The organism is Rhodococcus sp. LMD (genome assembly GCF_056108245.1).
This window is the reverse complement of record NZ_CM148557.1, coordinates 2,517,865-2,529,914: the sequence shown is the minus strand read 5'-3', so window position 1 is coordinate 2,529,914 and position 12,050 is coordinate 2,517,865. Positions and strand designations below refer to the sequence as shown.

Annotated in this window: 10 protein-coding genes and 1 pseudogene; 1 reads left to right on the top strand and 10 read right to left on the bottom strand. The window is 74.3% G+C overall.

The features are described 5' to 3' along the window. Positions 1-48: 48 nt before the first annotated feature. The 3 genes from ACWPQI_RS11765 to fmt all read right to left on the bottom strand — a co-directional run bounded on the left by ACWPQI_RS11765 (position 49) and on the right by fmt (position 3,435). The gene (locus tag ACWPQI_RS11765; RefSeq protein WP_048773529.1) at positions 49-978 is read right to left on the bottom strand and encodes a 1-phosphofructokinase family hexose kinase; all 930 of its coding nucleotides are present in this window, start codon (positions 976-978) and stop codon (positions 49-51) included. Between the two features lie 91 nt (positions 979-1,069). Next, positions 1,070-2,515, bottom strand: coding sequence for an RsmB/NOP family class I SAM-dependent RNA methyltransferase (locus ACWPQI_RS11760; protein ID WP_119699769.1), 1,446 nt, complete (start codon positions 2,513-2,515; stop codon positions 1,070-1,072). Further along, positions 2,512-3,435 carry a methionyl-tRNA formyltransferase gene (gene fmt, locus ACWPQI_RS11755; RefSeq protein WP_048773532.1) on the bottom strand — a complete coding sequence of 308 codons (924 nt, stop codon included), beginning with the start codon at positions 3,433-3,435 and terminating at the stop codon, positions 2,512-2,514. The genes ACWPQI_RS11760 and fmt overlap by 4 nt, the downstream gene beginning before the upstream one ends. 227 nt (positions 3,436-3,662) lie before the next feature. On the opposite strand from fmt, the pseudogene ACWPQI_RS11750 reads away from it, so the two are divergent. Then, positions 3,663-4,043: pseudogene (locus ACWPQI_RS11750) on the top strand (rhodanese-like domain-containing protein); the annotation flags it as partial. On the opposite strand, the gene ACWPQI_RS11745 reads toward ACWPQI_RS11750, so the two are convergent. The 7 genes from ACWPQI_RS11745 to gmk form a co-directional block, all read right to left on the bottom strand. Next, complete coding sequence (locus ACWPQI_RS11745; protein WP_017682240.1) at positions 3,943-5,088, bottom strand: phosphatase PAP2 family protein; 1,146 nt, start codon at positions 5,086-5,088, stop codon at positions 3,943-3,945. The pseudogene ACWPQI_RS11750 and the gene ACWPQI_RS11745 overlap by 101 nt on opposite strands. Before the next feature lie 114 nt (positions 5,089-5,202). Next, positions 5,203-6,183 carry an esterase/lipase family protein gene (locus tag ACWPQI_RS11740; protein ID WP_474738822.1) on the bottom strand — a complete coding sequence of 327 codons (981 nt, stop codon included), beginning with the start codon at positions 6,181-6,183 and terminating at the stop codon, positions 5,203-5,205. 178 nt (positions 6,184-6,361) lie between these two features. Further along, positions 6,362-8,380 carry a primosomal protein N' gene (locus ACWPQI_RS11735; RefSeq protein ID WP_010595122.1) on the bottom strand — a complete coding sequence of 673 codons (2,019 nt, stop codon included), beginning with the start codon at positions 8,378-8,380 and terminating at the stop codon, positions 6,362-6,364. Positions 8,381-8,401: 21 nt separating this feature from the next. Next, complete coding sequence (gene metK / locus ACWPQI_RS11730; RefSeq protein ID WP_017682101.1) at positions 8,402-9,616, bottom strand: methionine adenosyltransferase; 1,215 nt, start codon at positions 9,614-9,616, stop codon at positions 8,402-8,404. 150 nt (positions 9,617-9,766) lie between these two features. After that, positions 9,767-11,050, bottom strand: coding sequence for a bifunctional phosphopantothenoylcysteine decarboxylase/phosphopantothenate--cysteine ligase CoaBC (gene coaBC, locus ACWPQI_RS11725; protein ID WP_010595124.1), 1,284 nt, complete (start codon positions 11,048-11,050; stop codon positions 9,767-9,769). Further along, complete coding sequence (gene rpoZ, locus ACWPQI_RS11720; RefSeq protein WP_003935406.1) at positions 11,047-11,349, bottom strand: DNA-directed RNA polymerase subunit omega; 303 nt, start codon at positions 11,347-11,349, stop codon at positions 11,047-11,049. The genes coaBC and rpoZ overlap by 4 nt, the downstream gene beginning before the upstream one ends. Then, a complete protein-coding gene (gene gmk / locus ACWPQI_RS11715) occupies positions 11,346-11,993 on the bottom strand; it encodes a guanylate kinase (protein ID WP_040271513.1) in 648 nt (215 codons plus the stop codon). The genes rpoZ and gmk overlap by 4 nt, the downstream gene beginning before the upstream one ends. Positions 11,994-12,050 lie beyond the last annotated feature (57 nt).

Genomic DNA, 12,050 nt, shown 5'->3' with positions numbered 1-12,050 from the left:
ACCCGTCGGCCCGCTCGGCACCGCCCGGACGACGGGGACGATCGGGTGTCACCGCTCGCGCGCGAGGACGTCGAACCGTTCGACGTCCTCGCGCCGGCAAACCTGGCTGCCCGGGGTGAGCAGCGCCGCCGAGCCGGCGGCGATGCCCAGTGCCAGGGCGTCGCGCAGCGACCGCCCCCGCAGCAAGCCGACGACCAGTCCGGCGACCATGCTGTCGCCCGCGCCGACGGCGCTGCGCACGGGCACGTCCAGCGCTTTCACCCGCGCGGTCGTGTCGGCGGAGACCAGCAGCGCCCCGTCCGGCCCGAGCGAGACCACCACGACCTCGGCGATGCCGGCGTCGACGAGCTCGTGGGCGGCCGCGGCCTGTTCGTGCGGGGTGCGCAGTTCCCGGCCCACCCACTCGCGCAGCTCCCGTAGGCTCGGTTTGACCAGGTGCACACCGGACTTGATGCGGCGCAGCGCGTCCCCCGACGAGTCGAGGACGAAGCGGGCGCCGGCATCGGTGGCCGCGTCGGCCACGCGCTGGACGAACTCGCCCGGCACACCCGGCGGCAGGCTGCCGCTGGCGACGACGTACCGCGCACCGGTGGCGGTCTCGACGAGCACGTCCAGGCACCGTTCCTGATCCCGCACGCTCAGCTCCGGGCCGGGCAGCACGAACCGATACTCCTGGCCGGTGCTGCGCTCGATCGCCGTGAACGACTCCCGGGTCATGCCGTCGATGTCGATGCGCCGGCTGTCGACGCCGCCGCCGGACAGCAGCGCCGAGAGCATGTCCCCGGTCGGGCCGCCGGCCGGATACACCGCTGCGGCCGAGACACCGAGCACCCCGGCGACCTTCGCGACGTTGATCCCGCCGCCGCCGGCCTCGAGTCGCGGCGCCTCGCAGCGCAGTTTGCTGGTGGGCCGCACCTGCTCGGTGTAGGTGGTCATGTCGAGCGCCGGGTTCATGGTCACGGTGACGATGTCGGGCACGACGTGCCTCCTGCCGGGAGCGGGCGGGTCGCGTCCGACCGTATCCGAGCGCGGACCGATTCTCCCGGCGTTCGCGCGGCGAGCTCGCCGGTCAGCTCGCCGGGGCGCGCAGCGCGGCCATGAACATCGCGTCGGTGCCGTGCCGGTGCGGCCACAGCTGCACGGACGGACCGTCGCCGAGACGCGGCACGCCGGGCACGAGCTCGCGCGTGTCGAGCTGCTCGACCCGGTGCCGCCGGACGGCGTCGGCGACGACGGCGAGGGTCTCGGACGTGTGCGGCGAGCACGTCGCATACAGCACCACCCCACCCGGCCGCAGCAGCCCGATCGCCGAGGCGAGGAGCTGCTTCTGCAACCGCACCAGCTCGGCGACGTCGCCGGGGTTGCGCCGCCACCGGGATTCGGGCCGGCGACGCAGGGCGCCGAGCCCGGTGCACGGCGCGTCGACCAGGATGCGGTCGTAGCCGGCCCCCAGGCCGGGCTCGCGGCCGTCGGCCACGTGCACCGTGACCGGGAGGCCGCGGGTGGACTTGCGGACCAGTTCGGCGCGGTGCTCGACCGGTTCGACGGCGTCGACGGTGAAGCCGTCGATGTCGGCGAGCGCGCCGAGCAGGGCGGCCTTGCCGCCCGGGCCGGCACACAGGTCCAGCCACCGGCCGTGGTCGGGCCCGTCGAGGGGGGCGAGGGTGAGCGCCCGCGCCACCAGCTGACTGCCCTCGTCCTGCACTGCGGCCATGCCCTCGCGCACGGCGTCGAGCTTGCCGGGATCACCGCCGGCATCGAGATGCACGGCGTAGGGCGACCAGGGCCCGATCTCGCCACCGGTGGCCAGCGCGAGTTCCTCCGCGGTGATCACCCCCGGGCGGGCCACCAGGTGCACCACCGGTCGGGCGTCGTCCGCCGCGAGCACCTCCTCGAGCTCCCCGGCGTCCGGGCCGAGCGCGACCGCGAAGGCCTTCGCGATCCACTCCGGGTGCGCATACCGGAAGGCCAGGTGTCCCACCGGGTCGCGAGCCGGGTCGGGGGCGAGCTCGGCGATCCACTGCTCCTCCGGCTTCTCCGCGACGCGGCGCAGCACCGCATTGACGAAGCCGGACTTGCCGTGGCCGAATTCGCCGCGGACGATGTCGACGCTCGTCGCGACGGCCGCGTGCGGGGCGATGCGGGTCCGCAGCAGCTGATACGTGCCCAACCGCAGGGTGTCCAGCAGCGCCCCGTCGATCTCGGTGACGGGCCGGTGGGCACACGCGGCGATCACGGCGTCGAGCAGGCCCTGGGCGCGGGCGGCGCCGTATGTCAGCTCGGTGGCCAGGGCGGCGTCGCGCCCGTCGAGTCGTCGCTCGCGCAGCAGCGCCGGCAGCACCAGGTTGGCGTAGGCGTCGCGCTCCCGGACGGCGCGCAGCACGTCCCGGGCGGCGAGCCGAGCCTGGTCGAGGCCGGCCTCGGCGGGCGACGGCCGGCGGGCCTGCCGGGGCTTGTTGTTGCGGTCCCCGGGCCCGCGGCGGGACCGGCGGGCGGGGCGGCGGGACTCGGTCACTGGGCGCGTACCTCCGGGTCGAGGCGGGCGCCGCGAACCCAGTCCGCGGCCGCCATCGTCTTCTTACCGGGCGGCTGGACCTGCCCGAGTCGCACGGCGGTGCTGCCGGTGCCGACGAGGACACCGTCCTTGCGGGCCAGGATCTGCCCGGGCGCGAGGGTCTCGTCGGTGCCGGTCACGGGTCCGAGCTTCACGCGCAGGTCGCCGATCATCGTCCAGGCCCCGGGTGCGGGCGTGACCGAACGGATGTGGCGGTCGACGAGGTGTGCGGGACGGTCCCAGCTCACCCGAGCCGACTCGACGGTGACCTTCGGGGCGTGCGAGACGCCGTCCGGGGGTTGGGGCACCGCCGTGAGCATCCCGTCCTCGAGGCCGTCGAGGGTCGATTCGAGCAGCACGGCTCCGGAGTCGGCGAGCCGGGCGAGCAGATCTCCCGCGGTGTCGTCGGGCCGGATCGTCTCGGTGACCACCCCGTAGACCGGGCCGGTGTCCAGGCCCGCCTCGAGCCGGAACGTGCTCGCGCCGGTCACCTCGTCCCCCGCGGCGAGCGCGGCCTGGACGGGCGCGGCGCCGCGCCAGGCGGGCAGCAGCGAGAAGTGGAGGTTCACCCAGCCGAACTTCGGGATGTCGAGCACCGGCTGCGGGATGAGCGCGCCGTAGGCGACGACCGGGCAGCAGTCGGGGGCGAGTTCGGTCAGCCGGGCGACGAAGTCGGGGTCGCGGGGCCGCTCCGGGGTGAGGACCTCGATGCCGTGTTCGTCGGCGAGCCGCCCCACGGCCGAGCGGACGACGCGCCGTCCGCGGCCGGCGGTGGTGTCGGGCCGGGTCACCACCGCGACCACCTCGTGGCGCGGCGAGTCGAGCAGGCGGCGCAGGGCCGGTACGGCCGGTTCGGGGGTCCCGGCGAACACCAGCCGCACGTCAGCGGCCCGTCCGCGGGCGGGAAACGAGGCCCCGGCCCCGGGACGAGGACCGTGCTGGGCCGACCGAACTGTTCACGAATGCTGCTCCCGGATCTCGACGACGAATGGTGCCCTCAGTCTAGGGACCGGGCCTGCGGGCGGTGACAGCCGTCCGCGAACCCGACGGGCCGGGCCGGGCGTGACGAATCCCGGCACCCGCCGCGCCGCGTCGATAGGCTGAGCCGATGGCAGAGACGCGAGAACGGATGGAACGGTCTCCCCGGGTGCGCTCGGCGGATCCCGCGGGCGTGCCCTGGCCGGCGGCGCAGGAGCAGGACGTGGTCCTGGTGGACACCACGTGGGGCGAGCTGCAGCCGCTGCAGTGCGCGCCCGGGGTGGTGACCGTCGGCGAGCTGGAACTGACCGAGCTGGTCGCGAACGGAGCGGTGCTCGTCGACACCCGGGTCCCGGACTCACGCAAGGGCAGGTCCATTCCGGGCGCGATCAATCTGCCGCACGGCCGGATCACGGAGCTGCGGGACCGGCTCGATCCGTCCCGGGTGTCGATCCTGTTCTGCAACGGCCCGCAGTGTCCGCAGTCCCCGATGGCGATCCGGGAGCTGCTCGAGGCGGGATACCCGGCGTCCGCGCTGGCGTACTACCGCGGTGGCCTGCACGACTGGGTGACGCTGGCGATGCCGCTGGAGCAGGTGGACTGACCTGCGGGGCACGCCGCGCCCCGCGGCGCGCCTCCCAGGCTCGGGCGGCCAGGACGGCGAGCCCGACGTAACCCCAGCCGAGCAGCACGTCGACCAGGTAGTGTTCGCCGCCGTAGACGAGCGTGAAGGCCATGGCCAGCGGGAACGCCACCAGCAGGGCCCGCATCCAGGCGCGCCGCGCGATCGGCCACAGGGCGACCGCCACGAGCAGGGCGAATGCCGAGTGCAGCGACGGCAGCGCGGCGACCGGGTTGCCCTGCGCCTCCAACCATCGGGTGCCGACGTCGATGGGCACCACGCCGAACCCGAAGCCGGTGACCCGGCCGACGCCTTCCGGCAGGACGCCCACCTCGGACGCATACCACGGCGGGGCCGCCGGCACGAGGATGTAGGTGATCAGCCCGAAGTACGACAGGAGCAGCACCCGTCGCATGTATCCGGCCCAGCGCGCCCGCGACTGCAGGTACAGCACGGCCGCGAGCAACCACGGCACGAGGAAATGGCTGGTGTAGACGACCGAGGTGAGCATCGTCCAGCCGGGCCGCTCCCCGTCCGCGCCGAGCAGGCGTTCCTGCAGCCACACCGTCGGGACCGTGCCGAACAGCCAGCTCTCCACAGCGACCAGTTCGTGTATTCGAACGGGCAGGCCGAGTTCGTCGGCGATGCCACGGGTGTGGTCGTAGACCACGAGCGCCGCGACCAGGGGCAACCAGTCGACGACGACGCGCACGTGCCCGCGCCACGGCCGGTCGATCGCGAAGGCGATCAGCCCGGCGACGATCCAGGCCGCCTGGTACACCCGGTCGGCGGGGATGCCCATCGTGACGACGGTGCCGACCAGCGCGATGAGGTACCCGCACCGCGCGGCCACCCGGAGGTACTGCCGCGGCGGCACGAGCTGCGGCGCCCGCATCACCGCGAGAGCCCGGGCCGGAAGCGAGGGGGCGTTCACCGCTACCTCCCTTCGGCGCGCCGTCCCGGGCGCCGGTGACCGTCGTCCGCAGGGGCTCGTGCCGCCCGCATACCCATGATCGGGGTACCGGACACGCCCCGGGGACGGAACGGCTCAGGAGTTGCTCTCGATGATCAGTTCGGGGATGCCCGTGCCGAGCCGCACCGGGACACACTCGCCGGGGACGTACCGCTCGGGGTCGAGGGCGTGCCGGATCACGGTGAGCGAGAACGGGTCGTACACCATGTTGAAGTGCCCGGTCTGATCCGGTGGGCACAGGTCCTGGATCATCAGGTTGACCGCCCCGGGTCCGCGCAACGCGACGTTGGTGGCCGGCTGGATGACCTCGTCGACGCGGGATCCGATGGTGGTGTAGCGGACGCCGGGAACGGTGTCGACCGGGGTGTTGAGCTCGGTGAGCAGGTCGGAGCCCTGCAGCTGCTGCGCGAGGGCCACCGAGAAGAAGTCCTCGACCGCGCCGGTGGCGCCCGGAGCGGCCACGACCGCGGCGCCGAGCCCGTAGAAGGTGCCGCCGTAGCTCGGCGAGGCCACCCCCACCCAGCGGTCCACGACGGCCGAGCCGCCCAGCCGGTTGACGTAGTACCGCGCGACGGTCGCACCCTGCGAGTAGCCGACGAGGTCGACCTCGTCGGCGCCGGTGCCGGCACGCACCCGCTCGACGAACGCCCCGAGCTGCGCGGCGCTGACCCTGATGTCGCCGGTGCCGTACTCGTCGGCGCCGTCGGCCTTGCCGTAGTCGAGGGCGAACACGCACCATCCGGCATCGGCGAGCATCGGTGCGACCGCGGCCCAGTCCGAGTAGGAGTTGGAGTCGGTGCCGTGGGCGAGCACCACCGGTCGTGGATACTCCGGAGACGGCACGCACCCGAAGTCGTTCGACCGCGCCGGCGCCGTTCCGGGATGCTCCTCGGCGTAGCCGGCGGCCTGGGCGTGGGTGGTGGCCACGGGGCCCGGGTCGACGGGTACGGACGCCGACGACCCCGGCGCGGCGGTGACGGCCGCGGCGCCCGTGACGGCCGCGGCGGCCACCGCGATACCGGCCAGCGCCCCGGCAATCCTGCGTGCGCCGTTCACGGCCCCTCCCTCCGGCTCGCCCGCAGCCGGGCTCCCGTCACCAGAATCGACCCCTCGGGACCTATCGTGACACAGGTGCGCCCCACCGGCATGTCATCTTTCCGCAGGTGACGGGGGGTTCTTCCCGTCCTGCCACCCGGGGCGATCCTCCGCGCGGCGCCGGAGGCCGTGGCGGCCGTCACCCGACGCGCAGCGGATCGATCTGCACCCGCAACGCCCCCTCGCCGCGGCGGGCACTGCGGGCGGCCTGCGCCTCACGCAGGGCGCGGCCGAGCGCGAGGCCCCGGCCGCGCGGCACCCGGATCACCATGCGCTGCACCTCGTCCGGCTCGGGATCGTCGGCCCCGAACGGCAGCCGCTCCCCCGGCGGCAACGGCACCGGCCCGAGCACCTCCGCCTCCGGCGGGAGCGTCGCGGCGGCCAGCAGGTCGGCGACTGCGGCGGCGGTGCCGTCGACGGCGGCCATGTGCACCGCCGGCGGGAAGCCGACCTCGGCGCGCTCGGCGAGCTGGGACTGCGCGTGCCCGATCGGGTCCCACCGCACCAGTGCCTGCACGGTGGGGATGCCGGCGTCTGCGACGACGACGACCTGGCCGCCGTCGGCGAAGGGCCGCACCAGCGACGACGCGGTGAGCCAGCGACGCATCGTCTCCTCGGCGGCCCGCAGGTCGGCGCGGCCGAGCAGGGCCCACCCGTCGAGCAGCAGCGCCGCGCCGTACCCCCCGGCGGCGACGGGTTCGGCGCCCACCGTGGCCACGACGAGCGCCGGTCCCGCCGGGGCGGTGGCTTTGACCTCCGTCCCACCGGAGGTGACCACCGGGACACCGGGGAACGCCCGGCCGAGTTCCTCGGCGGTGCGCCCGGCGCCGACGACGACGGCGCGCAGGGCACGAGCACCGCACGCGTGGCAGCGGTGGGTGGCGTCGGCGATGCCGCACCAGCGGCAGGCGGGGGTCGCGGCACCGTCCGGGCCGGCGGCCTGCGGCAACGCGAGCGGGCCGTTGCAGTGCCGGCAGCGGGCCGGGGTCCGGCACTTGGCGCACGCCAGCGCAGGCACGTAGCCGCGGCGGGGCACCTGCACGAGCACCCCGCGGTCGGCGCCCAGGGCGGCGCGGGCGGCGGCGAAGGCGATGGCCGGCAGGCGGGCGGCGCGGGCGGCGGGGTCGCGGGCGAGGGCCTGGTCGCTGTCGGCGAGGGCGGTGATCTTGGGGGCGCTGGCACGGACGACGTCGCGGGGGGCGGCGAGGTCGTGCGCCCATCCGGTGTCGACGAGGGCCTGGGTCTCGGCGGTGCGGGCGTGCCCGGCCAGGACGACGGCGGCACCGGTGGCGTGGGCTCGCAGCAGCGCCACCTCTCGGGCGTGCGGGTACGGCGCCCGGGGCTCGGAGTGCAGGTCGTCGCCGTCGTCCCACACCACGAGCAGGCCGAGGGCGGGGGTGGGAGCGAACACCGCGGCCCGGGTGCCGACGACGATGCGGGCGGTTCCGCGCAGCGCCGCGAGCCAGCGCCGGTAGCGCACGGCCGGACCGAGCCCGGCTGCGAGCCCGACGACGCAGTCGGCGCCGGCCATGTCGGCGCAGGCGGTCACGACCCGGTCGAGGTCGCGCTGGTCGGGCACCACGAGCACCGCGGCGTGGCCGGTGGCGGCGACCGCCGCCGCGAGTTCGGCCAGGCGACGGGGCCAGTCCTCTCCGGGCAGGGACTGCCAGGCCGCGCGGGGGGCGCGGCCGGCGGCGAGGGCGTCGAGGAAGTTCTCGCCGTGGCGGTATCGGGACCAGGCGATCCGGTCGACGGCCGGTGCCGCGGTGGGCGGTGCGGGTGGCGGGTCCTCCGCCTCGACCCGGGCGTGCCGCGGGGGCACCGCGAGTCGCAGCACGTCGGCTCGGGTACCGGCGTAGCGGGCGGCGACGGCGTCGGCGAGGGCGGCGATCTCGGGGGTCAGGACGACCTCGGGCGAGACGATCCGGTCGAGCCAGCCGAGCCGGCCCGTGTGCTCGCTGGTCGGCGCGCGGGACAGCAGGAAGCCGTCGACGAGCCTGCCGGCGAACCGGACGCGCACCCGCACGCCCGGTCGCGCCTCGGCATCGAGCTCACGCGGGATCAGGTAATCGAATTCGCGGTCGAGGTGCGGCAACGGCAGCAGCGGCAGGATCCGCGCCACCGGATCCGTCTCGGCCGCGGTCCTGTCGGTGGCCACCCGGACCGTCGAGGGGTCGGGTTACAGACCGGCGGCGGCGCGCAGCTTCTCGGCCCGGTCGGTGTTCTCCCACGGCAGGTCGATGTCGGTGCGGCCGAAGTGCCCGTACGCGGCGGTCTGTGCGTAGATCGGCCGCAGCAGGTCCAGGTCCCGGATGATCGCACCCGGTCGCAGGTCGAACACCTCGGTGATCGCCTGCTGGATCCGTGCCGGGTCGGTCTTCTCGGTGCCGAACGTCTCGACGAACAGTCCCACCGGGGCGGCCTTGCCGATGGCGTAGGCCACCTGCACCTCGAGCCGGCCGGCCAGGCCCGCGGCCACGGCGGTCTTGGCGACCCACCGCATCGCGTAGGCGGCCGAGCGGTCCACCTTCGACGGGTCCTTGCCCGAGAACGCGCCGCCGCCGTGCCGGGCCATGCCGCCGTAGGTGTCGACGATGATCTTGCGGCCGGTCAGGCCCGCATCCCCCATCGGGCCGCCGAGCACGAACGACCCGGACGGGTTCACCAGCAACCGCAGGCCGGTGGTGTCCAGGCCCGCGAGGCTCGGGTCCGCCAGCACCGCCTCGACGACGTGGGTACGCAGGTCCGGGGTGAGCAGGTTGTTCAGGTCGATGTCCGCCGCGTGCTGGGTGGAGATCACCACGGTGTCCAAGCGGACCGGGCGGTCGCCGTCGTACTCGATGGTGACCTGGGTCTTGCCGTCCGGCCGCAGGTACGGCAGCACCCCGCTCTTGCGGACCTCGGTGAGCCGGCGCGAGAGCCGGTGCGCCAGCGCGATCGGCAGCGGCATCAGTTCCGGGGTGTCCGAGCAGGCGTAGCCGAACATCAGGCCCTGGTCGCCGGCGCCCTGCCGGGCCACCTCGTCGTCGGTGAGCACCCCGGTGCGGGCCTCGTGCGAGACGTCGACGCCGCCGGCGATCTCCGGGGACTGCGCGCCGATGGCGATGTTGACCCCGCAGGAGTTGCCGTCGAAACCCTTCGAGGACGAGTCGTAGCCGATCTCGAGGACCCGGTCGCGCACGATCTTCGGGATGTCCGCGTAGGCCGAGGTGGTGACCTCCCCGACCACGTGCACCTGCCCGGTGGTCACGAGGGTCTCGACCGCGACGCGGGCGCGGGGGTCTTCGGTGAGCAGCGCGTCGAGGACGGAGTCGCTGATCGCGTCACAGATCTTGTCCGGGTGTCCCTCCGTCACGGACTCACTGGTGAAAAGCCGACCGCCGGTCTTGCTCACGGAACTCCCTCTCGACTGGTTGTGTCTAGCTCGAACGATATGGGCGACGCTACTGTTCCGGCCGCGCCGACGCGAGACTTTCGCTCACGGGCGCGCCCCCGACGTCACGGGCGCGCCGCCCCCGACGTCACGGGCGCGCCGCTGCCAGGGTCACGACCGGTCCTGCGCCAGCAGCGGGCGCAGTGCGTCGAGGACGCGGCTGGCCATCAGCGCCTTGGAGCCGTGCGCGAGGGCGGTCTCGGAACCGTCTGCCGCCAGCAGCCACCCGTCGTTGTGGTCGACCTCGAACGCCTTCCCGTCGCCGACGGCGTTGACCACCAGCAGATCGCAGCCCTTGCGGGCCAGTTTGGCGCGGGCGTGGGTGAGGACGTCGCCCTCGGCGTCGCCGGTCTCGGCGGCGAAACCGACGATGACGGTGCTCGCCGGCAGCGTGCCCTCGGTGCGGGCGGCGACCAGCCCGGCGAGAATGTCCTCGTTCTTGGTCAGCGCGATCGCCTCCGGCTCGCCCGCGCCCTTCTTGATCTTGCTGGTGGCGAAGGTGCTCGGCCGGAAGTCGGCGACGGCGGCGGACATGACGACCGCGTCCGCACCGGCGGCATGCTTGGTGACCGCGGCCTGCATCTGGGCGGCGGTCTGGACCTGCACCACCTCCACCGCGGCGGGATCGGCCAGCCCGGCTACCGCCCCGGCGACGAGGGTGACGTCGGCGCCGCGCTGGGCGGCGAGCCGGGCGAGGGCATAGCCCTGCTTGCCGGAGCTGCGGTTGCCGAGGAACCGCACCGGGTCCAGCGGTTCGCGGGTGCCGCCGGCGGAGACGACGATGCGCCGCCCGGTCAGATCCCGCGGCAACGCGTCCGGTCGTTCGAGCAGCAGCGACGCCAGTCCGAAGATCTCCTCGGGTTCGGGGAGCCGGCCGGCGCCGGTGTCGTGCCCGGTGAGCCGGCCGGAGGCGGGCTCGACGACGACGGCGCCGCGGCGGCGCAGCGTGGCGACGTTGTCCACCGTCGCCGGGTGTTCCCACATCTCGGTGTGCATCGCAGGCGCGAACACGACCGGGCACCGCGCGGTGAGCAGCGTGGCGGTGAGCAGGTCGTCGGCACGGCCGTGGGCGGCGCGGGCCATCAGGTCGGCGGTGGCGGGGGCGACGACCACCAGGTCGGCCTCCTGTCCGAGCCGCACGTGCGGAACCTGCGGCACGTCGGCGAACACGCCGGTGTGCACGGGGTTGCCGGACAGGGCCTCGAAGGTGGCGCGGCCGACGAACTCGAGCGCCGAGTCCGTCGGGATGACCCGCACGTGGTGTCCACTTTCGGTGAACGCCCGGATCAGCGCGCAGGCCTTGTAGGCGGCGATGCCGCCACCGACGCCGACGACGATGCGGCGGCGTTGCGCGAATTCCGAGTGGTCCGCGGTGCCCGCGGCGCGCTGGCTCACTCGCCTTCGGCGTGCTCGAGCAGGTCTGCGTGGATCTCCCGCAGCGCGATCGACAGCGGCTTCTCCTGCAGGCCGGGCTCGACGAGCGGGCCGACGTACTCGAGGATGCCGTCGCCGAGCTGGTTGTAGTAGTCGTTGATCTGCCGGGCACGCTTGGCTGCGTAGATCACCAGCGCGTACTTCGAGGAGGTGCGCTCGAGCAGCTCGTCGATGGGCGGGTTGGTGATGCCCAGCGGGGTGTCGTAGGCCGGCAGGTCGTGGCCGGCGGTGTCGGACACGGCTGCTTGGGTGCTGCTCACTCGGTGTTCTCCTGTGTCGTTCCGGAGCTCTGGTGGGGCCCGGGATTCGGGTTCGAGGCGGGGAGGGTCGTGATCGGCTGCGGACGGTCGGGGCGATCGTCGCGGGGACCGACCAACAAGGATACCAATTCGTCGCAGGCGCGGTCGACGTCCTCGTTGACGATCACCGTGTCGAACTCGTCGCGGGCGTCGAGTTCGGTCCGGGCGGTCTCGAGCCGGCGGCGGACCACCTCGTCCGATTCGGTGCCGCGGCCGGTGAGGCGGGCGACCAGCACATCCCAGCTCGGCGGCGCCAGGAAGGCCAGCACGGCCTCCGGCATGGCGGCGCGCACGGAGCGGGCGCCGGTCAGGTCCACCTCGACGAGCACGGGGCGTCCCGAGGCGAGCGCGTCCCGCACGGGACCGGCGGGGGTGCCCGAGCGTTGCAGCCCGCCGTGGATCTCGGCCCACTCGAGCAGGTCCCCGGACTCGATCATCCGATCGAACTCGTCGCGGCTGACGAAGTGGTAGTCCACCCCGTTCACCTCGCCGGGCCGGGGGTCGCGGGTGGTGGCCGACACGCTGAACAGCAGGTCGGGCACCCGGCTGCGGAGCCGGCGGACAACGGTGGACTTCCCGACGGCGGAGGGGCCGGCCAGCACCACCAGCCGGCCCCTCCGCGTCGTGGAACCGCTGTCCGACACGGTGTGTGCGTCAGCTAC